We start from the raw sequence: 24,272 nt of genomic DNA, 5'->3' as shown, positions 1-24,272 counted from the left end.
TATCCCCTAATCCAACCTCTACAATCCTCTGTTCCTTGGAACAATACCGAAATTGGTAAGTGCAAGATAAGTCAGCATTTGACCCCATATAAGAGAACCAACCTCCGATTCATAGAGCTCCATTCTGGTTCTCCCACCCCTCTACCCGGTATTCCAGTTTCGCGTCCCCATTCCATCGAGAAATGCGATACGGAATAACTTCTCCATTTGGCCCGGCCTCATGTACCCCGCTGTCAGTCACAATTTTATAGCGTACAGCCATATCCCGAGGGAGTTGGAAAACGCCTCCGAATAGCTGTTCGGAAATTCGCGAAACGGCCAACTTCCCGATCAGGATTGCTTCCTTCGCCGGCGTCTTAACCGGCACGCGTATGCAGATGGACACATTCACAACATCGGACAGATGCTCAACGACCGAAACCTCAGACTGAGCATTCACCCCCGCCTTGCCTCTGTAAGTGATTTGCGCGTTTCCCTTTTTGAGCGGCCTCACGACTCCATCCTTCTTCACTTCAAGAAGTGACGGATCACTCGTCTCGAAGACGCCATTCAAGTCGGTCATTCCAAAGCCGCTGTCGAAGGTAACGACCGGGTTCAGCCAAGAGTTCATGCCCGTCAGCCCGATTTCGGTTCTCCCATGCAGCTTGGCGGCAACCGGCTTTCCCGGATTGCCGAAAAAGTACAGCAGCGGCAGATGGACCCGATCCGCCCAATCCTTCTCCGTGTGCGCTGCTCCCGGCACCTCATGAAACATCAGATTGTCGCCGGGAGCATATCCTTGAGCAATCAGTTCTCCAACAACTCCTCTTACATGCCGGACCAGAATATTCGCTTCGACCTCCCCGATATCAACCCACAAGTTCAAATTATTAATATTGGTATAACGGTTATAGAAACGGGTTTCTTCAAGCGTATTCGGATTCAATCGAATGAAATAAGGCGACAGAATGCCCAGTTTCGAGAAAATATGCGGATTGCGAAAGCCGATATGATAGGTGGCGAGCCCGCCCATTGACGAGCCCATCAGCGCCGTATGCTCCCGTCCCGGGAGGGTGCGAAACGACTGATCGATATAGGGCTTAAGCTCTTCGATCAAAAAACGCTCATATAATTCCCCTTTGCACACCATATCCGGGGCACCCGGAATACATCCGTCCTCAACAGCGAAGGCGTACTCATTTAACCGTTCCTCGCCGCGGTTGTCGATGCCGACAATAATGATTTCTGCCATAAGTCCTTCAGCGATTAACCGATCTGCTGTCAGATGAACATTCCAAGAGCTATTGGAAAACGGATTCGGATGGAATATTCCCTGACCGTCATGCATATAAAGGACCGGATAACGCCGGCTCGGCTCTTCATAATAACCGGGCGGCAGATAGATGTGCATTCCCCGTTCCTGCTCCATCGCTGCGGAAACGAAGGCGGGAATACGCAGCAATCGCTCATCCCAAGTATTCTTATTCATCACGCTCCCACTCCTCTACAATGAAATGAAAGCTGGCAGATTCCGAAGTGTTGAACCTCCTGCTCGTTTCCCTTTTCTCGTGAAATCCGAATCCCCTGGATACTTTGATATCAAAGGCCAAGTCCCGCGGCAAAAGAAAATGCCCTTGATAAAGCCCCTCCCGCTTCTTCGGTATTTCAAACCCGGCATGTATTTGGGCATCGGCAGGCGTGGCCGCAGGAACGGTTACGCAAATTCCAATCTCCACCATGTCCGACAATTCCGGGACAACCTCGATTTTGGCCGAGGAGGTCACACCTTCATACCGGACAGATACTTCAGCCGTTCCTACAGTAAGAGGAACCAAAGCGCCATCTTTTTCTATCTCCAACACTTTGGGATGATCGACTGCATATTCGGCTGTAAGCAGGCTCATCTGGAAGCCTGTATTAAACGTTACCTTTGGATAAAGATACGTCCTCTGTCCCCTTAAACCGATTTCCCTTCTGCCTTCAATTTCCACGCTTTGAGGACGACCAATATAACCGAACAGATAAAGCAGCGGGTTGGCCAGCCGTTTTGCCCAATCCGCCTGGGAATGCCCTGCATCTGCATCCAGCAGAAACATCAGATCGTCCCCGGGCTTGAAGCCCTGCCCAATGAGTTCATCGGCAAATTCCCGAACATGCCGCACCATAATCGTACCTTCCACCCCGCCGATATCCAGCCACACCCGGACAGACGGCTTGCCCGAAAAGCGACGGTAAATTTTCATCTCGCTGATCGGGTCTTGGTTACCCGTCCCGTCCCCTTGCTCGTTCACAACCGCATGCACGAAGAAAGGGGACATTATCGCGACCTGACCGAATATGTCCGGTCTCCGGAAAGCGATATGATAAGAGATGAGACCTCCTGCCGAAGAGCCGATCAATGCCGTATTCTCCCGATCCGGCATAGTGCGGAACAGTCCGTCGATCATCGGCTTTACCTCCTCGATTACGAATAGCTCGTATAGCTCCCCCTTGCATTTAGCATGGAATGCTTCCCCTACCCCTGGATTATCGTGAAAATATTCAGATACTCGCTGATCGGATATAGAGGATATGGCGATAATAATAATTTCCTTCATATGACCCTCACGACTTAGCCGCTCCGCAGTATGGTGCATCTCCCACGAGCCGCCCTTCTCATCAGCGGCGAACATATGCTGTCCATCATGGGCGTACAGGACAGGATAACGCTTCGAGACCGTTTCGTCATATGAAGGGGGCAAATAAATATAAATATCTCGAGAGTTGTCCAGATACTTTGAATAAACATTAGATAATTTGACGATTTTCATTTCCACAACCACCCTGCCTCTCCAATATTAGAATAACTTAAACGTTTAATGTATTTCACTTATACGTTTAAGTAATTCGTTAAATGGATTCTACTCCCTAACCGTTATTTTTGTCAAATTGCACCTATATGCCGGGAGACGCAGAAGAATAGATAAAATTCAGGGCGATACGGACCTCATACCAGAGATCTTAATGTAAGGCGTTTCAAAGATCTATGCCGACAGCATGAGTAATAGCGCACCATAGGTATGTTGCTGCCAATCGCATATCCCTATGCCGAATCACACGGCGAGGCCGTGATGCAGCTTTTCATATAATCCTCCCGAAGCCATAAGCTCCTCATGGGTTCCCTGATCGATAACCCTGCCTTGATCCATGACGAAGATTTGATCCGCCTGGCGAATCGTGGACAACCGATGGGCGATCACGATGACGGTACGTTCGGATTTCAGGCGCGACAAAGCCTCCTGGACCAATCGTTCGGATTCGTTGTCGAGCGAAGAAGTGGCTTCATCCAACAACAAGACCGGCGCATTTCTTAGCAATGCCCTGGCGATCGCAATCCGCTGCCGCTGTCCCACGGACAGATTGGAACCTCCCTCGCCTACTTCCGTCTCCAACCCCTCCGGCAACTGCCGGATAAATTCTATCGCATTGGCATCGGCGGCGGCCCGGATAATTTCCTCCTCCGTCGCACCCCGTTTCCCGTCCGCAATATTGTCCCGGATCGTTCCCGAATATAAGCAGTTCTCCTGAGGCACCACGGAAAAATAGTTGCGCAGCTCGTGTAATTCCATGTCCCGCACCTCTCTCCCGTTCATGAAAATCTCCCCTTGCTGCGGTCGGGATAGGCCGAGCAGCAGACCGAACAAGGTGCTTTTTCCCCCGCCGCTCGGTCCCACTATGGCAATGGTCCTACCTGCTTCTACTGTCAGCGATATCTCATGCAATACCGGACGGTCCCGGTCATACCCGAAGGTGATTTGGCGAAGTTCCATGCTTTGGAAACCTGGCTTTGACTCTAGAGACTCAGGGATGGAGTGATATTCGGCTTTTTCATCAAGCACTTTAAAAATCCGGTCCGCCGCGCCGATGGCCTGCTGAAGATCTCCCCAGAGCGAAGCCAATCCCGTAAAGGGCCAGGTCAGATGGTTCATCAATTGAATAAAGGCAATCAGCCCGCCCACGGCCATATCCCCCCGGGCGACAAAATACCCTCCGGTAATAAACGTAACTATAAATGCCAGAATGCCAATCCCGGTTGCGGCCCCGGTAACGGACGCGACTATTTTCCCGCCGTGAATTTCGACCCGGCTCACCTCATTACTCTTACCCCGGAAAATTTGAAGCAGCTTTCCTTCCAGTCCGAATGATTTGAAAACAAAGCTGGACCCGATTATCTCCTGAATCCGGGAAGTCATTTCGGCAATCGCGTTCTGTAGTTCGTTCGAGTTTCGGCGAAGCATTTTGCCGAACAATCCGCCGATCAGCATAGTCACCGGACCGATAAAAATACAAATCAACGCCAACTTCCAATTCAACGTCAGCAAATAAATGAAGGATAGCAGCGCAAGCAATGGGTTGCGAATTAGCGTAATCAGCGTTTCGCTGCAGGCTTGGCCAATAGCCTGGTTATCGCTGGTCAGCCGGGACAACAGCTCACCCGAATGATTTTTACGGTAATACTCCGCAGGAAGACACAATAGTTTTTCCAGCGTGCCAAGCCGGATATCGTTGCGGATTTTCGAGGAAACACGGGTTTTGAAATAGATGTCCACATAGCCGTTGATAACGGTAAATACTAAAATTACGGCCCCCGCACCGATAAGAAAAGGCCATGCCGAGGAATTCGCTCCTACCGCGGCATTGGTGATCTGATTCAAGTACCAGGCGATGACTAAATCGAGACTTACTCCGACAATCATCGTAATCCCTAAGATCAGGTAAGTTAACTTGTAACGATACGCATAGCCAAGCAAGCGACGAAACGTAGATTTTGTTTCCATCTGCGTCAATCCTCCCATATTTAAATCACTTACGAACCATCCACTGAACATCCCATGGACATCCGTAAACCATCCGTATGGAATCCAATCTACCACAATCCCCCATTTTGCGCAATATTGTTTTTTTAGCCAAAGGAGGTCTTGAGTTGACAGAGTAAAAAGATTTCAGGCATATTAGTTGTAATGATTGGGGGAAGATGCATGGCAGATTTGGAGAAAATCACGATCAATTTAGGGCCTGTCGATCTGGGACAAATCGATTTGCTGGTCGATCAGGGCTTCTATTCCAACCGGACGGATTTTATTCGCATTGCTATTCGTAACCAAATCGATTCGCACAGCCACGAGATCAACCAGTATAAACAGGAGAAATTTTTCGTTTTCGGGGTAGCGCAATTTAGCCGCAGCGAGCTGGAGGATCTGAAAAGCGTCGGAAAACGGTTGAATGTAAAGCTGGTGGGGGCGCTTATCCTATCCAATGATGTCACGCTGGAATTGGCTAAGGAGACCTTTGAGAATGTGAAAGTGTTCGGCATGATCCGGGGACCGGAACCGGTAAAAAATTGGTTGCGGGAGTTACAGCAGGAGAAGTAATGAAGGTGGACGCCGCATTCGGAATCAAAACCGGAGGGCGAGGTTATAAAGCATATAAGAGCACGGCATCTTCATTGGAATATTCCAATGAAGTTAGCACCGTAGCGCAAATTGCCGCAGCTTCGTTGGAAATTTCCAATGAAGCTCGGCTGTTTAAAGCAAAAGGGCCCATTCGGGCCCTTTTTACTTGGATATTTCCAATATAACCTTTGAAAAATGCTGTTTATCGATAGCCTCGTTGGAATTTTCCAATGGAACTTACAAGGTACAATCTCTATCCTCGCTCGACTAGGCCAAATCAGTCATTTTGGGAGCTGATTTTGTATTTATACACATCCCCGAACCAACCGGCTCCGAAAAAGACTTTCCGTACCTATCCCCATCTCCTATTCCATGGATACTTGTGAAATATTCGAGAATTTTCCAAAAAAATGGTTGCTAGATATCCATCCTAGCCGCAGAAATCCGCAAGTTATTCACGACATATTCCCGGTCCACGACAGGCTTGTCACCGCTTTCCACGGGACCCCCACGAATTTCACCATCTTATCCACAAAGTTATCCAGATATTATTAATAGTTATCCAGTTATTCGATACTTGTGCACAGTCGGGGATGTGAATAATGTGAATAAACTGTTTATTTGTTGATAGTTATTATACGGAATTGTTTCGGTTCCAACACACAATCCACAATTCCCGGTTCCGACGGGATACCCTGTCCGGTCCACAGATCAGAAATTTTCTTGGCTTGCCAATCGGAAGGCACCGGAACTGTCACCGGCTCTTCTCCGTTATTCAGAGCTACCACAATTTCCTCGTCGCCTTGACTTCTCGAAAAGACAAACAGACCGGAGGCATCGTCACTCTTCAACACCTGAAGCCGGGAGTTTGCGGTCAAGGCCGGATGGCTCTTGCGGATGGCAATCAGCCGTTTGACGGAGTCGAGCAAATCCTGATCCTGCTTCTTCGGATCCCATTCCATGCAGCTGCGGTAATAGGCAAAATCGTCCCCATCGCCCGTCAAGCCGACTTCGTCGCCGTAATAAATGCACGGGCTGCCGGGATACGTAAAGAGCAGCAGGAAGGCCAGCTTCAGCTTCGAGGTGTCATCCCCGCACTGGGTCAGAACCCGCGCCGTATCATGGCTGCCGAGCAGGTTAAACATCACTTCGCTGACATTTTCGGGATATAACTGAAGATGGCTTGTAAGCAAATTGCCGAACCGCGTTGCGCCGATCTTGCCCTTGGCAATAAAATCGATAACCGCCTCGGTAAACGGATAGTTCATCACCGAGTCGAATTGGTCGCCCTGTAGCCAAGGCATGGCGTCATTCCAAATTTCTGCGATAATGTAGACATCGTCTTTCGCCGCTCTCACGGTGTTGCGGAATTCGCGCCAGAATTTATGGTCCACCTCATTCGCCACATCCAGCCGCCAGCCGTCGATGTCAAACTCCTCGATCCAGTATTTCGCTACGCCGAGAAGATATTCTTTTACCTCAGGGTTACTCGTTTTCAATTTAGGCATGTTATCCGTAAAAGCAAACGACTCATAAGCCGGATGATCCCCTTCTTCCTCCCCGAAGCCGATCATATGAAACCAGTCCGCGTACCGGGAGGACGCTCCGTTCTTAAGGACATCCTGAAACGGCGCAAAGCCGTACCCGGAATGATTGAACACGGCGTCGAGCATGACCCGGATTCCGCGTTCATGGCAAGCTTTAACCAGCTGCCGGAACGTTTCCTTATCGCCGAACTGCGGGTCGATTTTCATATAATCGATCGTGTCGTATTTATGATTGGTCGGCGCCTCGAAGATCGGGGTCATGTAAATGCCCGAAATCCCCAGCTCCGCCAAATAGTCCAGATGCTGAATGATCCCCTCAAAATCGCCGCCGAAGAAACTGTCTGGCTTCGGGACATCCCCCCATACTCCGTTCGTATTGGTCTTCCGTTCCGGATTGCCGTTGGCAAAACGTTCCGGAAAAATTTGATACCATACCGTGTCCTTCACCCAAGCCGGCGCATCGAACACGTCGATGGCATTGAGATACGGAAAGCGGAAAAACCGGTTGTCCTCCAGGTCCTGCGTGAATCCCATTTCGCCCATAACCCAGGTTTCGTTACCGTCCGTCACTTCGAATTGGTAAACAAACCGGTTATTTTCCGGCGAGATCGCGATAAACCAATAGTCAAACAGCTCATCGGACGTCATTTTGGCCATCGGCAATTTGTCCGACAGCATATGCCCTTCGGCCCACCGGTACGGATCTCCATGAATCAGCTCCACGTCCGTCAAGTCGTCCTTCTTTGATCTAAGCCGGATATGCAGCGTGTTGGCGTCGTATGCATAGGCGTAACTGTTTTTGGGACGATGATAAATGGCTTCCTTAATCATTTCTTTCTTCCTCCTTCGATTCATAAAAATAAAAAAGAGCACATCCCCAAGTCCTTCCCGGGGTTGTGCTCGTCATTCGCTCGAATGAAAAGTCAGGCATTGCCCTTCTGTTGATGTGCTCCATTTACTGGTAGTATAGATCGGCTTATACCGGGTGTCAATCCTTATTTCCGACCATTAATACAGCTGAAAAAGCGGACTCTGGGCGATAAAATGCACCGGCACTTCCGGATAGAGGCTTTGCAGGCGCGCGGCCAGCAGTTCCATTCCGGGTTCCTCGCTCGGGGCGTGGCCCAGCAGGATCAAGGCTTTCTTTTTCCCCTGGTAGACCGCGTCCCTTACGTATTCCGGGGTTTCCCATTCCGGTCCTTCACCGGCAATAATCAGGTCCAGCTGCTCATTCTCGAACAGCGGGATGGCCGTATCCCCTCCTCCCCGGTAGCCTACCAACAAACCGACGCGGGTACAGATCATGGAGCCGTCGCCGACTGCGCGTACGGAGGGTAATCCCAACCTGGCTTTGATATGTCCGGCAACGTCGCGCAGATTCATGGGAGGAAGGCTCAGCGTCACAGACACCGTTGAATAGGCATCGACATGCGGCGTCCAGCCGAGCTTTTCCACCAGTCCCTGCGTAATCATATCCGGCTTGTACCGATGTATGTAGTCATGGAGGCGAAAAATCGTTACGCCCGAACGGTGCATCGCACTCCGTTTATCCCGGCCTACGGGATCCCGTTCAAGCCAGCCTTCGGACTCCCTATGGCGATAAAAAGCCCCTTCATGCGATAGGATCAAGTTAGCCCCTTGAGCGGCGGCCTGTTCAATCACTTCTTGTGTTGCCATGAACGTGACGGCGATGCCTTGAACGGCGTGATCCTCATCCCCGGCCAAGAGTCGGTCCACCGTTTCAGGCAAGGAATCATAATCCGCCCCTGCCCGTAAAGCCTCCAGGACCTGTTTCACTGTTATAGCCAATGCCTTATCCTCCCGTCTATTCCCTTGTTTTATTTCCCGCTCAAACCCGCTCCAGCAATCTCATCTCGACGCAGGTCTGTACGGAAAGCGTCTTTACCCCCTGCTCGAACGCGATGTCGATCAGGTCGCCATGCCGGCTGCGGACTTCACCCTGCCCGAAAACCCGATGCCGGACTTGGTCCCCCGCCAGAAAAGCGGCCGCTTCGACCTCTTGTTCTCCACCCTCGGACGCCGGTTTCACGATGGACCGGATATGAGAGACGAAGCGCGACTCGGCGACTTTTTCCCCATCACGCTCCTGATAAGTCAACAGTTCCAGTTGCGACTTGGCCCGAGTCATCCCGACGTAGAACAGGCGGACGGCTTCCTCCATCAGCGCCTCATCGCCTGTGGCGTTTTTCTTAATATCTTCGGAAGAAGGGATGATGCCGTCGACCAGATCGATCATATACACTTTATCGAATTCCAACCCTTTTGCGCTGTGAAAAGTAGATAACGTGACGGCATTGGCGTCCTTTCTTCTTTTCGAAGTTTTCAGGGCCGATTCCAGCGCCTTCAACCGGTTCGCGAACTCTTCCATCGTGTCCAGCGTATCCGCGATATCTTCCAGCGTGTTCAAAATTCCGATCAAAAACTCCTTGCGAAACCCGAGCCATTCGCACATTTTATCCAGGGCTTTCTCATAACCGAGCCGCTCGCGGATGACGCGGATCGCCTGCAGCGGCGGCATGCCGCTCATTTCACGGAAAATGTCCCGGTTGGCCTGGATCAGCCCCCGCTGATAATCCTGCAGCTTCACATGGTTCAGCAGATTATCGAAGACGGACCCGTTGTTCTGAATTTCCTTGAGGGCCGCCATCTGTTGCTTGCTGATATACCCGGCCATCTTTAAATGAATTTTATCCAGAATGTCCGGGCGCTTGTCGGTAAAGGTCATCCGCATAAAATTCAGTATATCTTCCACCACCCAGTGGGAGAAAAAGCGGTTATCGGTATCCTTCATATAGAACGGAATTCCCGCCCGGTCCAGCGCGTTCATCAGTGCGACGGAGGAAGAGTTGTTGCGGTAAAGGACCGCGACTTCGGAGAGCTTGTCCGATTTCCGGATTTCCTCCACCACATGCCTGGTCTGCGACTTGTAGTCGGCAAAGGTCCTCATTCCGATCGGCTCCCCCGCTTCGCTCCGCTCCGTAAACATATTCTTGTTATACCGGTTCTTGTTCCGCCGAATGAACTCATTAGCCGTATTCACGATTTGTGGGGTTGAACGGTAATTTTGCTCCATAAACAGAATCGCCGCACCGGGGAATGCCTCCCGGAAGTTCAGCAGATAAGTGGGCTCTGCTCCTCGCCAGCTATAGATGGACTGATCATCGTCCGCCACTACGCAAAGATTGCCGTGTTTACGGGCCAGCTTTTCTATCATCGCATGCTGAACGAGCGACGTATCCTGACTTTCATCCGTTAAAATATAATCGTATTTCCCTTGATATTTTCCCAGGAGGACCGCATCCCGCTCCAAAATCTCGTTGCCCAAAGTCAGCATATCGTCAAAATCGATCAATAGACTAGGGTGCCCCGACTGCTTGAAGGACTCATACTCACTCAGGATGACCTCGGCGTTTGGAATCCCGGTCTTCACGGTTCCCCATTTTTCCGGGGGGAGCATTTTGTTTTTGACATAACTGATATAGGTCGTCAGCTCGTCCATTTGATCATCCGTCATATTTTCCCCGGTCACCGATTTAAAAATCTGGCGCAAAATGGCTTTCTTGTGCAATGGGACCTGCTCAGGCCCTTTCTGTTCCGCCCGCTCCTGATCGCCGCTTCCCTCAATCATTTGATAGGGGACCCCGGTTTTGCGGAAATGCTCCCGAACCACTTCATAGGCCAGACTATGAATCGTGGAAAACTGCACCGGCGGAAGTTCGGGAAAAAAGCGCAGATACCGTTCCTTCATATCATTCGCGGAGGCACGGCTGAATGTCACCGCTTTGATCCGGGAAGGCTGTACGCCTTGTTCGGTAATCAAATAACCGATCCGCATAATCATCGTCGTCGTTTTCCCCGATCCCGGAGATGCAAGAAGCAGGACGGCCCCCTCGGTATGGAGCACCGCCTGCTTCTGAATTTCGTTCAATGCTACGCCAAGCTGGCTATGTTTCCGTTCAAAAAATGAAGTCATGCTGTTTACGCTCATGCTCGATGTACCCTTTCGATTCTTACGGTAGTCATCTACTAATCATACGCTCCTCCGAAATAAATTCAAGATGAACGCGGCCACCACAACATGACGGAAACCCCGATAAGACAAATTGCCGCTCCGATCCAGTCAAACAAATCCGGCGCTTTTTTATCCACGGCCCATCCCCATAATACCGCCAGAATAATGAACACCCCGCCGTAAGCCGCATATACCCTGCCGAAGGAAGGGTATTTCTGCAAGGTAGGTATAATGCCGTACAGCACAAGAATCAAAGCGCCAATAACTCCGTATCCATAATTCTTTCCTTCTCTCAACCATAACCAAATCAAATAGCCTCCGCCGATTTCGGCAATGCCGGCAAGCACAAATAGAATGATGGATTGAATCATGACCTCACCTTTTTTCATGAAATGAAAGATTCTTATATAGTTAAAATTATACTTCCCCTTCCTGCCCGTATCAAAGAAAAAACCGACAAGCCCCGGAACTATCGGGTACTTATCGGCTAAGATTTATTATTCTATACAATCTCTGCATTTTTCAAGGCATGTTCCCAGCTTGGAAAATAAAACAAAGCGCTTCGCATCAATTGAGGATCGGATTGCTTCACTTGCTTTTTGCTGACGGAGACCCCGTTTCTTTGCAATTCTTTAATCCTGTTGATTACTTGGTCAGCATCGAGTGCAATGTCCAAATGATCACCCCCTCAATTCCCATGTTTTCCATTTCAGGGTAATATATGCACTACAAATCACAATTTGTCTTAATGCTCTATTTGATTCCCAGAGTCATTCTGTAGCTAAACAGAATCTCTTTGCTTTCTCCGTTAAAATATTCCCGGGCCTGATGACGGAAAGACTCGATCTCCGGATTCAGTTCCGTCATACCCAACTTAAACACCGTCTGAAGTCCGCCTTGGCTTAAGGCTAAACCAACATAACGCTCGGCATCGCAGGTCTCCTTGTTGTGGAACACGATTTCCCTGGTGTAGCGAAAAAGCCCGCTCTGTTCCAACGAGCTGAGGTGTTCATTTTTGTTGCGTTTCACCGCCTGTTTCTCTTGGTCAGCACTTTGTTCGATCAGTTCATCCGCTTTGCCGGTCAGTTGCATATATGCTTTTTCCAGCTCCCAGCTTAATACAGGCGGCCAATCGCAGTCATAAGCGGCAAAAATCCCGCCCCGTCTGAGAACACGATGCGCCTCATTCAAGGTGCTCACCGGTTCCATCCAATGAAACGACTGGGAACAAGTGATGATATCGACCGAGGCATCGGAAGCGCCCAAATGGTTGGAATAGCCGGAGACGAACGAGACATGGTCCGATCCAGAAATTCCACGTCTTTTCTCCTCCGCTTTGCTTCTCATGTCGTCGTTGGGTTCCACGCCGATGATCTGTTCCGCCCGGTCCCTCCATATCCAGGTAGATAAGCCGGTACCGCAGCCCAGATCCAGCACCAGTTCAGGTCTTTTTTCCAAGTAAGCTGTTAAAATATCCGCAACAAGCTCCGGCGCCTCCGGACGATGTTGATCATACAGCTCCGCAAAGCCGGAAAACCGCTCGATATTGCTCTGCAAATTCCCTTCCGGTATCATCTTTCAACCCCCTTCTCAAACTTCTTACCCGTTCACCCCGTAGACTTGGAGATTCTGATAAATGGCTCGGATCAATGGGGTTTCCAAGGAATGCTCTTTCGCCATTTGCAGCAAGTAACCGTGCAGATGCTCTCCTTCGACAGCAAATCCTTTTTCCATATCCCGCTGCATCGAGGATTTCATGTCATACGACAAGTTCCACATCGTTTCCATATGCTTGTTTACAATGTCTTGAGCCAGCGGAGCACCGTGCGCGATCATCACGGCTTCGGTTTCCGAGAATACATCGCGAATAAAGCTCTCCCCGCCTTCGCTTTCGCGAATCGGACCGATCGGGGCTTGCATCAGCGTAGTGACTCCTGCAATGGTTGAGATGAATAAATACTTATGCCAGATGTCCCGTTCTATATGAGCGCTGCGGATAAAAGATGTCTTCGTTCCACTTAAGAGCGATTCGATCTCGGCGATTCTTTCCGTATCCTTCCCTTCAAACTCGCCGAATTTGACGTAGTGATCTTTGCTGGTTTGAAGGACATGTCCCTCCTGATTCAAGGTCGCTTCAATAAAGCATAATCCCCCGATCACCCGGTCCTCCCCGAATTCCTTCTTTAAAAGCGGCAGATGCGCGACTCCGTTTAGAAGCGGCAGAATCACCGTTTGCTCTCCGACAAAAGGTTTTAAATCTTGCACTGCGCTTTGCAGGTGGTAGGCTTTGGTTGAAAATAGCACCAGGTCGTAAGGATTTGCCGGATCGCTGGCCGTGATCGTATTGGGCCGTAGCGTTACATCGCCGTTTACGCTGCGGATGACCAAACCGTCCTTGTCCAGCTGCTGTTTGCGACCGCTGCGTACCAGAAACGTTACCTCGGCTCCTTTTTCCGCCAGCCTGCCGCCAAAATAACCGCCAACCCCGCCTGCTCCAAGCACTAATATACGCATGTCATTGCCTCCGATTTTGAAGTTAATTTCGTGCAGCAATCTCCTCTTGGATCTGCCGGATGAGCTCCGGAATGCCGCAGGAGCCGAGATCCCCTTCTCCGCGCTTCCTTACCGATACGCTGGACGCCGTTTTTTCGCTTTCGCCGACGACGAGCGTGTACGGCACTTTTTCAAGCTGGGCTTCGCGGATTTTATAGCCGAGCTTTTCGTTTCTCGCATCGACTTCGACGCGGATTCCGGCCTCCGCCAGTGATTTCTTCACCTGGTAAGCGTAATCGGTATAATTGTCCGAAACCGGCAGCAACTTCGCCTGAACCGGGGCCAGCCACACCGGAAAAGCCCCTGCATAATGCTCGGTCAGCATTCCGATGAACCGGTCGATCGAACCGTACACCGCCCGGTGAATCACGACGGGGCGATGTTTTTGATTGTCCTCGCCGATATAAGAGAGATCGAATTTCTCGGGCATCTGGAAATCCAGTTGGATCGTCCCGCACTGCCAGCTGCGTTTGAGCGCGTCCGTGATGTGAAAGTCGATCTTAGGCCCATAGAACGCCCCGTCTCCTTCATTGATGCGGTACTGTATACCGTGCTGGTCCAAAATGCTTTGCAGCGATTTTTCCGCCTCATCCCATATTTCCTCGGACCCCATGTAATCGTCCGGACGGGTCGATAATTCAATTTTATATTCGAAGCCGAAGATTTGATATACATGGTCAATCAGCGCAATGACCCGGCTGATCTCGTCCCCGATTTGCTCTGGCAAAACAAAAAGATGGGCATCGTCCTGGCAAAACGTGCGGACCCGCATCATTCCGTTCAAGGCTCCGGAGTATTCGTGGCGGTGCACCTGGCCGAATTCCGAAATCCGGATCGGCAAGTCGCGATAAGAGCGCAGACTGTTTTTATAAACAAGCATGTGCCCGGGGCAGTTCATCGGTTTCAGCGCAAATTTAGTCTCGTCCACGTTCGTAAAATACATATTGTCTTTATAGTGATCCCAATGTCCGGAATTTTCCCAAATCCGGTTGTTCATCATCAACGGTGTGCGAACCTCGTCATAATCCCGCTGTCTTTGAAGCTCGCGTACGAAATCCTCCAACTCCGTACGGATCGTCATCCCTTTGGGAAGATAGAAGGGCATGCCCGGAGCTTCTTCGGAAAACATGAATAGTTCCAGTTCTTTTCCCAGCTTGCGATGGTCGCGCTTCTTCGCTTCCTCAATAAACCGCAGGTGTTCCTCAAGCTGCGATTGCTTGGGAAATGCCGTTCCGTAAATCCGCTGCAACATTTTTTTGTTGGAATCGCCGCGCCAGTAAGCCCCCGCCACATTAAGCAGCTTGAACGCCTTGATCCGGCCTGTTGACGGGAGATGCGGCCCCCGGCATAAGTCGAAAAATTCCCCCTGATCATAGATGGTGATTATGGATTCTTCAGGCAAATCGCGAATGAGTTCCAGTTTGAGCGGGTCTTCGAGTTCCTCAAATATCCGTATCGCTTCCCCGCGGCTGACGACCCGGCGGAGAATGGGCAGGTTTTCCTGCACAATCTTCTTCATTTCGGCCTCGATGGCGGCAAGATCGTCCGTGGACAACGGCTTTTCGATATCGATGTCATAGTAAAACCCGTCTTCGATCACCGGTCCGATGCCCAGCTTGACGGCCTTCTCTCCATATATACGCTTTATTGCTTGGGCGGTTAAATGAGCCGTACTGTGCCGGTATATTTCCAACCCTTCGCTGCTATCGAGCGTAATCACTTCGGCGAGGCTGTCCTGGGGGATCGGGTAACTTAGATCCACTAGTTTTCCGTCGACCTTACCGGCGACAGCGTTCTTTCTGAGTCCGGTGCTGATGGACTCCGCAATTTGAGCTATGGTGGTTCCTTGCTGCACCCTCCTGATTGTTCCATCCGGCAAACTTACATTGATCTCCATGATTTTAGCCTCCATTTCTTCAGTGATTGAACGCAGATCATAGCTACCGCAAAGGGCGCATGACTTGTCGGTTAGATACTTTACTTTGCGGAAACCTTGTTCCTGTAAACATTTCAGGACGCAAAAAAAACGCATCTCTCCGCCAAGGGACGAGTGCGTTCTGCTCGTGGTTCCACCCTAATTCGACCTTCCGCCCTGCTATCGCCTGGCAATATGCCAAGAGATGCGGATGAATGGTCCTCGTTTAGTAAGATTCCAAAAAGTCGGCTTTTCAGCGTCGAGAAGGTTGGATGAAGTTTGGGAGTGAGTAGCGGAGCGTAGGCAAAACCTACGTGAGCAACGGAGCGATCAACTGAATTCAAGATTCAATGTCGGTTCCTCTCCCGGAAATACTTCACGATCAAAAGATGACTTTTTGAATTACCTCAATTAGAATCCGGTATCGGGGATCGGACGGTGACGAATACTGCCGTAAAAGTAAATTTTGCGGGTTCAACGCCACGGCTGCAAAGGGGTAATTTCACTACCGTAACAGGAGCAGCTTTCAGCCTGAGCTACTCTCTCTGGACAGTCCGTGCAGGAAATCATGTCTTTGGTCAAAGCCTGATATTTGTTTATTGGCTACAACAATATTACATATTCATTCCAAAAGTCAAGAGCGGATCGATTAACCTCATCTATTTTTTTGTGAAAAGACTACTTCACGTAAGTCCGGATAAACTCTTTCACCACTTGATCATATTTCTCCGGATCGACGGTACGGGCCAAGCCGTGCCCCGCTCCGGGCGCGATATACAGCTGTTTCTCCGACGGTCCGTTATCGTAAAGCTCATGCACCATTTCGCTAGGGACGAACAAATCCGCATCGCCATGAATGAACAAGGTCGGCGTAACCGATTTTTTCACCTGCTTCAGGGAAGAAGCTTCGCCGAAGAAATACCCCGCCCGAAGTTTGGTCAACAAGCTTGTTGTCTGGACGAGCGGAAAAGAAGGAAGATGATACATGCGTTTCAACTGATAAGTCAGTTGTTCCTTAGCCGATGTATATCCGCAATCATCTACAATCGCCTTTACATTGGATGGCAGCTTCTCGCCGCTCGTCATCAGGACGGTTGCTCCGCCCATGGACACGCCGTGAAGCACGATTTGAGATTGTTCACCCGTGTGTTCGATGACTTTATTAATCCACTTGACGTAATCTTTGCGTTCCGGCCAGCCGAATCCGATATAGCTGCCTTCGCTGTTCCCATGCCCGCGGGCATCCGGCAGAAGCACGTTATAACCCAGCTTGTCCCCATACATTTGGGCCAAGTTGCCCATATCCGTAGCCTTTCCGCTGTATCCGTGCGCAATGATGACCGTTGTATCGGTCTTCGATTCGGCTGCCAAATAATAAGCGTGCAGCTTCAGCCCGTCGTCCGAGACCATGCTCCACTCCTCAAAAGATCGTTCCTCCCACCACGCCTCGCTCTTCGTAAACGTCAGCTCATCAATATCCGCGCTGACCTCCAGATCCGGATTGCCGTTCAAAAAGCTCTTGTCCGCGCGCGCAACCGCGACGTTATAAAAATAAAAACTCGCGGATGTAACGATTACAAGCAGCAGCGCAACAAGGGTAGTAACCATGATCAACACCTTCTTCTTCACGAGAAATATCCTCCAACCTTCGCAGCAGAATATCCCCTCCTTCCTACCGGACTTCGTTACCTTTCGGTTAGTTCAACACTCAATCCCCATATTTTCTCCCTGTTCCGGATGTCTGCGGCATAACTTGGATAACTTTGGGATCCGAACAGATTCTTGATCTGCGAGAAGCCTTTCTCGTTTGAAGCGGGCTGTATGCACTCTCTCATATGGTTAATAAGCCGGCCTGTCACATCCTTCATTTCATCCGAGGTGCAAATATGGAAATAGGTTTCAGCCATGCCGGCGGGCATCGGATTAATGAGATTTTGCGCCTTGGCCAATGTTCTCCACAGCGGGCTCATCTTTTGAAGGGTCTCAGGCGAAATTTTAACGCGGTTAATTTGCAGGGCATTGACTTTAATTCCCCGGCTTCGATATTCTTCCGCCAGTTTAAAGTTCAACAGCAGCAGCGCCATCTTGGAATCCCCATACATCTTGTAGACGCTATAAGGCCGGGTATCCCGATATTCTCCGCGCAGATTATCGAAATCGATGATCCTTTTGGGATCGAAAAAATGTTTGATATTGGTCGTGCACGCATGAAGGATTCTCGGATCTTGCGATTCGGCAAAGTGCTCCTCCAACAGCCGGGTCATCAGGAAGGGCCCGAACGTATTGACGGCAAATGACAATTCGATCCCGTCCGCGCTGAGCTTGTACTCCTTTTCCCCATGGCTCAAGTAAGCGGCATTGTGGATTAAAATATCGAGCCGCGGGTAGTTGGCTTTGTAAGCTGAACAAAAGTTGCGAATCGATTCGAAGGATGACAAATCCACCTTCATCAAGTCAACGTCGGAATTGCCGGAATTCGCAATCAATTCATGCCGAGCGACATTTCCGGCCTCCATGTTTCGGCAAGCCATAATGACGCGGTATCCTTCTGCCGCAAACTTTAACGCCGCCGCTTTACCGATTCCCGAATTTGCTCCCGTAATCACAACATATTTTTCAAGTTTTTCTTTCATGCCGCCTCCCGATTTTAATACATATCTATAACTATATAGGAAAAGGAAATATTATTCGACATCCCCCTGCACTGCAAGGAAAACGCGAGGAGTGGGGGATCGTCCCATACTCTTCGCGCTATAAAACTACCTGAAAAATCACTACTATTTTGTGTAAATCCGATACTCCCAGGGGCCTAATTCTACCGAATGCTCCTCGGACAGACTCATTTCCGTCCCCTCGGGATAGGCATGATACGTGCCGGCAACGGAATCCATGCTCACAACGCCGTTCACGTTTTCCGCGGATAAATTCATAATTACGATCACCACATTGCCATTCTGTGTTCTTTCAAAAGCAAGCAACTGCTCTTCAGTCGCTTCCAGGGCGTGAAACGGGCCGCCGTCTTTTCCGTTCCACAGGGCCGGATTGTCGTGCTTCAAGTCGGCCAGTTCCCGGTAGAAATCCTGCATGGAGAGATCGTCCCATGAAATTTCGTCCTTTTCGAAAAATTGGAGCCGGTGGTCCAGCCCGCCTTCCTGCCCCGAATAAATCAGCGGCAGACCCGGAAGGGTGAAGCTAAGCGCCGCCATCGCCTTCACCGCTTCGCCGAGCCGTTTCATTTGCCGGTACTCGCTGGGCAAGAGCCCTACTTGCTCCCGGAACAATCGGCTAAAATACTTAAATGTATCCGTCATCGCTAACCCCATGATACAGGGCATTTTCCACCAACGGCTGCAACAGAAATCTGGGGCTCTGCAAAGTGAGACACTGCTCATCCGCATCGATTTCCACATCAAACTCAAAATCGTATCTGATTTGCTGCAGTTGCAAATATTCCTTCAAGGCCTCGATCTCGTCGCCAACGGTCGAGGTTTCGCCCATTTTCCCCAAATTATAATACAATAGCTTGTTCAGGCTGAGCACCAGCTTGTCGATTTCGTGCTGTCCGTTCATTAGCGCAAGCCAATGCACCGTATCTAAAGTGTTCATCAGAAAATGAGGATTAATTTGGTACAACAGTTTTTCTACTTCCAAATCGGCCCTTCGCTTTTCTTTCTGCTCGATCTCCTTGTAAAGCGCCCATATTTTCCCCTTCATGTTCCGGGTCTGATAGAGCAAATAATCGAATTCCGGAATCAGCGTTAATTCCGTATGCTCCTTCGCATTCGAGTGGATCAGGGATTTAATTTCGGTATGGAATTTGTCCAGCGGCCGGTAGACCATTTTCCATAACAACCAGGCGAACAGGACGGCGACAAAAATAAAAATCAGAAAAATGCCGGTAATTTGGGCTAACCAGCGGTTCCGCTCTTTATTCAGCTCCCGTTCCGGCAACACGGATACGACACTCCAGCCCTGATTGCTGATTTCCCTGTTCCAAAAATAGCGGCCCGAATACCCTGACAGCGCTTTCGAATTCACTCCGGGAAACAACGTGTTTTCGGCAAACGCCTCCGGAACCTCGCTGAATGCGATGCGCCCCGAGTCATCCAACAGCAACAGGCGGCGCGGGCTCTCCTTCTGGTTCTGGGGCGCGAATAAGGACTTGAGCGCATTTCTGCCCGATTCAATATATAAGTAGACGTTCCGATCCGGCAAATTCACTTTCCTCATGATGCTGAACACGAACTGATTGATCGAACCGTTATAACTGGGATGGGGTCCGTAATATGAAATGTCCGTATACTCCGCAAGTACGGGGAGTTCCTCCTGTGCGAAGTTTCCCCTAACCCTGAAATTTTCGAAATCGTAGGAATGATTATCCGGATAATAATACATCACCAGGCCGACATTCGGATTCGAAAACGTAATGACGTTCAACTCGCTTCGGATTTCATTGACCAGACGCACCCGCTCGTACGGCTCTTGCTCGACCCCCAGTTGTTCGATGAGCCGGTTCGTTCCGCCGCCGTAGGCCAGTTGCTGCGAAACGTGGCTCATGTTGTTCAACGTGTTTTCCAGCGTCATTAGATCCTGTTTCAAATTGCTCTGAAGCGCGCTCTCCACCTTGTTCCCGATAATCGAATCGATCGTAAAGAAAGAAAGGAAACCGAGGCAAATAAACGGGGTCAAGCTGCTGATCAGGAAAATGAATATGATTCTGTTTTTGAAGGTCACATTTTTAAATCGATTAAAAATCATATTCGTAGACACTCATTCCTCTCCGTTAAGCCTAGGGCGGAAGCATATAAAACTCCTCCAACTTTAATAATACCGTGAAAGCAGGCAAATACAGGTAGGAAATTTCATGGATTTTAGGGTGATTTTTATCCGATTCACCGGGGAACGGGAGCATAGCAAAAACTCCCGGACAGGCTTGAAGATAGATGCCTTATCCGGGAGTGTTCAATTTCGGGAATGCTCGGCTATTCTTTGGTCGCCAGCTTTAGCGGGGCGGGAATGTTATTGTCCACCGTCTTGCCCTGCAGCACTCCACAATCCGCCGCCCGGCAGCGGGCAGGACCGCTCCTTCAGCCAGGCAATGACGGGGATAATGCAACCGCAGGCCGCGCAGGTTGCCCCGTCGATCAGCTTCGGACAGGAACGGCAGCGCTCCAGCCGATCCTGATACTGGGCATCGCTGACCCGCCGCTCCGGAGCGAACATCGTCGTCTTGAGCAAGCGTTCCATCTGCGCATCGGAAACCTTGTAATCGTTACGGCAGGCTTTACAGGAGGTGTCCGCCATGACAGCCTACGCTTTTACCGCCAGTTCCAGCGTTGTTACCGACATGGCCGGCAAAGTCACGGACAACGTGCCGTCTTCCAGTGAGAAGTCGGTGAACGCTCTCGGCGCGACGGCTTCCGGCTGCTCGAACGTATTGTGGGCATCTATTTTGTCGCCTGCAAGCGTGGTGCCCGTTATCGATAGCTCGCCCGAAGCCAAACCGCGAAGGTCAAGCTTCACCTCGCTTGCCGATTCCGTCCGGAGGTTACAGAAGCTGATATGAATCGCCCCTTGCGCATCGCGGGATGCCGTAGCCGTTACGGCCGGAATCTCTTCCCCGCCCAGCTTGTAGCTGCCGCCGTCGAGCGAGAGATCCAGCAATTCGGCGTCCTGGTGAACCTTATACATATCGAACACATGATAGGTCGGAGTCAGCATCATCTTCTCTCCCTCCGTCAAAATGACGGCTTGAAGGACGTTAACGGTTTGAGCGATGTTCGCCATCCGAACCCGGCTGCTGTGCTTATGGAAAATGTGGAACGTCAATCCCGCCACCAACGCATCGCGGATACTGTTTTGCTGATAGAGGAAGCCCGGGTTCGTTCCCGGCTCTACGTTATACCAGGTGCCCCATTCATCCACAATGAGTCCGACCCGGCCTTCCGGATCATATTTATCCATGATCGTACTGTGGCGAGCGATCAATTCGTCCATGTGCAGCGCCTTTTTCAGCGTCGCAAACCAGGCCGCTTCGTCAAATCCCGTCGCTTCCCCTTTGTCGGCCCAGTTGCCGGTGGGAAGGGTATAGTAATGGAGCGTAATGGAATCCATAAACCGCCCGGCTTCGCGCATCAGCACTTCCATCCAGTTATAATCGTCCGAATTCGGACCGCAGGCAATCCGGTGAATGATATTGCCGTCGTAATTCCGGACATAGGTTTGATAACGACGGTATAAATCCGCGTAATACTCGGGACGCATGTTGCCGCCGCAGCCCCAATTTTCGTTCCCTACTCCGAAATAGGTCACTTTCCAGGGCTCTTGATGCCCGTTTTGGCTGCGAAGCTCGGACATCGGAGATTTCCCGCCGAATGTCAGGTACTCGACCCACTCGGACATTTCCTGCACCGTGCCGCTGCCCACATTCCCGTTGATATAAGGCTCGCACTCCAACAGGGCGCACAGGTCCATGAACTCGTGGGTCCCGAAATGGTTGTTCTCGACCACGCCGCCCCAATGGGTATTGATCATCTCTTTGCGCGTTTCCTTCGGTCCGATGCCGTCCTTCCAGTGGTATTCATCCGCAAAACATCCGCCCGGCCAACGGAGAACGGGAATTTTGATCTGCTTAAGCGCTTCCAAAACATCGTTTCGAATTCCGTTGGTATTCGGAATCGGTGAATCCTCGCCAACCCAAATGCCTTCGTAAATGCATCTTCCCAAATGCTCGGAAAAATGTCCGTAAATGTTTCGGTTGATACTTCCTTGTTCACGATCGGCGTTCAGCACACCTTGTAACGTCATTATCGATTCACTCCTTAGTTAATATATTTATTAATTAATTCATATTTTTATAAATATTATAGGCAACAATTGGAGGAATAGTCAATTGATTTTTCACAAAAATGACCTTAATCACATATCTTCTTGCTAAAGGACCGGAACATAGTTAATATAATTATTAACCAAATTGATAATAAGGCGGACCCTTAATGAATCTTGATCTAACGGAAACATCCCTTCCCGTATACGAAGCGCTTGCTAGTCCCGTACGCCTGCATGTCCTGCGTTTGCTGGCCGAGCGGCCGATGAATATTAAAGACCTGGCAAGCGCGACGAGATTATCGAGTGCGATTATGACGATGCATGTCCGCAAGCTGTCCGAGGCCGGACTGATCGCAACGCAGATGATGCCGGGAAAAAGCGGCTTGCAAAAAATCTGTTCTCTCGCCGTAACCGGCGCTGAAATTCAATTCCTGAGGGGCGGACCCTCCGGGCGCAAGAGCCACCGGGTTGAAATCCCGGTTGGGCACTATTCCGATTTCCACATCGAACCGACCTGCGGCCTGGCAACCATGGACAAGATCATCGGCAGCTTCGACGACCCGCGCTATTTCTGGGACCCGGAGCGCATCGACGCCGCCGTTCTGTGGTTCGGCAAAGGGTTCATTGAATACAAGGCACCGAACTATTTGCTGTCCAGCGAGCAGCCGGCGGAGCTGATATTAACCATGGAAATTGCCTCGGAAGCCCCGGCGGTCAATAATAACTACCCATCCGATATCACCTTCATGTTCAACGGAGTCAACGTCGGCACCTGGACCAGTCCCGGGGACTACGGCGACCGGCAAGGAAAATTCACACCGGACTGGTGGTCTCCTTACACGAACCAGTATGGGCTTCTGAAACGGCTGCGCATCACGGACGAAGGCACTTTTATGGACGGGCTCAAATTGTCGGGCATAAAATTGCAGGACATCGACTTGAAACGGAAGGAATGGACATTCCGGTTATCCGTCGAAGACGATGCCTTGCATATTGGGGGATTAACGTTGTTCGGAAAAGGATTCGGAAACTACAACGATCACCTGACGCTTGAGCTGTTTTATACGGAAACCTTTTCGCCGCGATCGTAATTGCGGTGATGAGGTTTCCGGGCTTTAAGGCATGTTCACGGATTCAGCCCGTGCAGCTTCTTGAAGTCCTCGGGACTCATACCGGTATGCCGCTTAAACACCGCGCAGAAATAACTGGAATTCTCGTAGCCGACCTGGTGGGCGATCTCGTAAATCTTTTTGTTCCGTTCGCTGAACATCAGTTTTTTGCTTAGGCTGATGCGCTCCTGATTCACGTAATAGAGCGGCCTCATTTTCATCGTTTTCTGGAACAGCCTGCATAAATATTGGGGTGAAACCGAGGCGATTTCGGCCAGCTCGGCAAGCGGCAATGGCCGATGCAAGTGTTGTGCGATATACCGGAGCACCGGCTTCATCCGTTCCAAGTCCTCATTTCGGCCCGCCGGCTCGATGAGGAGCTTTTTTAGGTCCAGGAACAAGGAGTAGAGCTGTTTGGAGCATTCAACTTCGAATTCTCCCGCCTCCTTCCCTTCCATCGAAAGCATCCGCTCAAGCCCCTTTAGGAGAGTCCCGGAACGCAGCTTGCCTACCCCGGAACTGTTGATCCCTGCGTAGGAAAGCAAGTGGTTTGATTCCCTCCCTTGAAACGACACCCAAGCCATTTCCCATTGCGTGCTGACGGGCATGTAACGATGGGGAATTCCCGGAAACAGGAAGAATACGTCTCCCGGACCCACCAGGTATTCGTCTTCCCCCAACCTCAGGTTGCCCTGGCCGCTGAGGACCTGGTGCAATTGATAATCGGGAAATCCCGAGGGCCGGTCGGTTTCCGATTGATGCCGCCAATACCCGACCGTCGTCATAAAGACAGGAAGCCCGGTAGTCTCTTCCGTCCGGGAGAACAGGAATGCATCCTTCACCTGCAGCCCCTCCTTAGTTTCATATTTTGATATA

The 24,272-nt window shown here is 50.5% G+C and carries 20 protein-coding genes; 2 read left to right on the top strand and 18 right to left on the bottom strand.

Annotated features, from left to right (window positions below; all coding sequences use genetic code 11):
• Positions 1-109 precede the first annotated feature (109 nt).
• The 3 genes from DFP94_RS20855 to DFP94_RS20840 all read right to left on the bottom strand — a co-directional run bounded on the left by DFP94_RS20855 (position 110) and on the right by DFP94_RS20840 (position 4,796).
• The gene (locus tag DFP94_RS20855) at positions 110-1,468 is read right to left on the bottom strand and encodes an alpha/beta hydrolase-fold protein (RefSeq protein ID WP_114498397.1); all 1,359 of its coding nucleotides are present in this window, start codon (positions 1,466-1,468) and stop codon (positions 110-112) included.
• Positions 1,461-2,789 carry an alpha/beta hydrolase gene (locus DFP94_RS20850; protein ID WP_147273872.1) on the bottom strand — a complete coding sequence of 443 codons (1,329 nt, stop codon included), beginning with the start codon at positions 2,787-2,789 and terminating at the stop codon, positions 1,461-1,463. Before DFP94_RS20850 ends, DFP94_RS20855 begins: the two co-directional genes overlap by 8 nt.
• Positions 2,790-3,071: 282 nt before the next feature.
• Complete coding sequence (locus tag DFP94_RS20840) at positions 3,072-4,796, bottom strand: ABC transporter ATP-binding protein (RefSeq protein ID WP_181873244.1); 1,725 nt, start codon at positions 4,794-4,796, stop codon at positions 3,072-3,074.
• A gap of 201 nt (positions 4,797-4,997) precedes the next feature.
• Here DFP94_RS20840 and DFP94_RS20835 point away from each other — a divergent pair, with 201 nt between their 5' ends.
• A complete protein-coding gene (locus DFP94_RS20835; RefSeq protein WP_181873243.1) occupies positions 4,998-5,390 on the top strand; it encodes a CopG family transcriptional regulator in 393 nt (130 codons plus the stop codon).
• Positions 5,391-6,028: 638 nt separating this feature from the next.
• Here DFP94_RS20835 and DFP94_RS20825 read toward each other — a convergent pair.
• The 14 genes from DFP94_RS20825 to DFP94_RS20765 form a co-directional block, all read right to left on the bottom strand.
• Positions 6,029-7,789, bottom strand: coding sequence for an alpha-glycosidase (locus DFP94_RS20825; protein WP_114498392.1), 1,761 nt, complete (start codon positions 7,787-7,789; stop codon positions 6,029-6,031).
• Between the two features lie 177 nt (positions 7,790-7,966).
• The gene (locus DFP94_RS20820) at positions 7,967-8,767 is read right to left on the bottom strand and encodes a Nif3-like dinuclear metal center hexameric protein (RefSeq protein ID WP_114498391.1); all 801 of its coding nucleotides are present in this window, start codon (positions 8,765-8,767) and stop codon (positions 7,967-7,969) included.
• Positions 8,768-8,807: 40 nt separating this feature from the next.
• Positions 8,808-10,967 carry an ATP-dependent helicase gene (locus DFP94_RS20815; RefSeq protein ID WP_181873242.1) on the bottom strand — a complete coding sequence of 720 codons (2,160 nt, stop codon included), beginning with the start codon at positions 10,965-10,967 and terminating at the stop codon, positions 8,808-8,810.
• A 65-nt stretch (positions 10,968-11,032) separates the two neighbouring features.
• Positions 11,033-11,362, bottom strand: a complete 330-nt coding sequence (locus tag DFP94_RS20810; protein WP_114498455.1) for a YnfA family protein — start codon at positions 11,360-11,362, stop codon at positions 11,033-11,035.
• A 131-nt stretch (positions 11,363-11,493) separates the two neighbouring features.
• Positions 11,494-11,667 (bottom strand): hypothetical protein, encoded by a 174-nt coding sequence (locus DFP94_RS25615; RefSeq protein WP_181873241.1) that lies wholly within the window; start codon positions 11,665-11,667, stop codon positions 11,494-11,496.
• Between the two features lie 77 nt (positions 11,668-11,744).
• Positions 11,745-12,566, bottom strand: coding sequence for a class I SAM-dependent methyltransferase (locus DFP94_RS20805; RefSeq protein WP_114498390.1), 822 nt, complete (start codon positions 12,564-12,566; stop codon positions 11,745-11,747).
• Positions 12,567-12,590: 24 nt separating this feature from the next.
• Entirely contained in the window at positions 12,591-13,505 is a 915-nt protein-coding gene (locus DFP94_RS20800; RefSeq protein WP_114498454.1) for a ketopantoate reductase family protein, read from the bottom strand.
• Between the two features lie 22 nt (positions 13,506-13,527).
• Complete coding sequence (thrS, locus tag DFP94_RS20795; protein ID WP_114498389.1) at positions 13,528-15,441, bottom strand: threonine--tRNA ligase; 1,914 nt, start codon at positions 15,439-15,441, stop codon at positions 13,528-13,530.
• 696 nt (positions 15,442-16,137) lie between these two features.
• Entirely contained in the window at positions 16,138-17,088 is a 951-nt protein-coding gene (locus tag DFP94_RS20790) for an alpha/beta hydrolase (RefSeq protein WP_245955027.1), read from the bottom strand.
• 56 nt (positions 17,089-17,144) lie between these two features.
• Positions 17,145-18,092: an SDR family NAD(P)-dependent oxidoreductase gene (locus tag DFP94_RS20785; protein ID WP_114498388.1), complete on the bottom strand. Its 948-nt coding sequence runs from the start codon at positions 18,090-18,092 to the stop codon at positions 17,145-17,147.
• 144 nt (positions 18,093-18,236) lie between these two features.
• Positions 18,237-18,770 carry an alpha-glucosidase C-terminal domain-containing protein gene (locus DFP94_RS20780; RefSeq protein ID WP_245955026.1) on the bottom strand — a complete coding sequence of 178 codons (534 nt, stop codon included), beginning with the start codon at positions 18,768-18,770 and terminating at the stop codon, positions 18,237-18,239.
• Complete coding sequence (locus DFP94_RS20775) at positions 18,754-20,229, bottom strand: sensor histidine kinase (RefSeq protein WP_245955025.1); 1,476 nt, start codon at positions 20,227-20,229, stop codon at positions 18,754-18,756. Before DFP94_RS20775 ends, DFP94_RS20780 begins: the two co-directional genes overlap by 17 nt.
• Before the next feature lie 249 nt (positions 20,230-20,478).
• The gene (locus DFP94_RS20770) at positions 20,479-20,763 is read right to left on the bottom strand and encodes a DUF6171 family protein (RefSeq protein WP_114498386.1); all 285 of its coding nucleotides are present in this window, start codon (positions 20,761-20,763) and stop codon (positions 20,479-20,481) included.
• A 6-nt stretch (positions 20,764-20,769) separates the two neighbouring features.
• Positions 20,770-22,266: an alpha-N-arabinofuranosidase gene (locus DFP94_RS20765; RefSeq protein ID WP_114498385.1), complete on the bottom strand. Its 1,497-nt coding sequence runs from the start codon at positions 22,264-22,266 to the stop codon at positions 20,770-20,772.
• A gap of 188 nt (positions 22,267-22,454) precedes the next feature.
• Here DFP94_RS20765 and DFP94_RS20760 point away from each other — a divergent pair, with 188 nt between their 5' ends.
• A complete protein-coding gene (locus tag DFP94_RS20760; protein ID WP_114498384.1) occupies positions 22,455-23,378 on the top strand; it encodes an ArsR/SmtB family transcription factor in 924 nt (307 codons plus the stop codon).
• Between the two features lie 35 nt (positions 23,379-23,413).
• Here DFP94_RS20760 and DFP94_RS20755 read toward each other — a convergent pair whose 3' ends face one another.
• Complete coding sequence (locus DFP94_RS20755; RefSeq protein WP_245955024.1) at positions 23,414-24,238, bottom strand: AraC family transcriptional regulator; 825 nt, start codon at positions 24,236-24,238, stop codon at positions 23,414-23,416.
• Between the last annotated feature and the right edge of the window lie 34 nt (positions 24,239-24,272).

The organism is Fontibacillus phaseoli, assembly GCF_003337355.1.
Lineage (GTDB): Bacteria > Bacillota > Bacilli > Paenibacillales > Paenibacillaceae > Fontibacillus > Fontibacillus phaseoli.
This window is presented reverse-complemented; position numbering and strand designations above follow the sequence as displayed.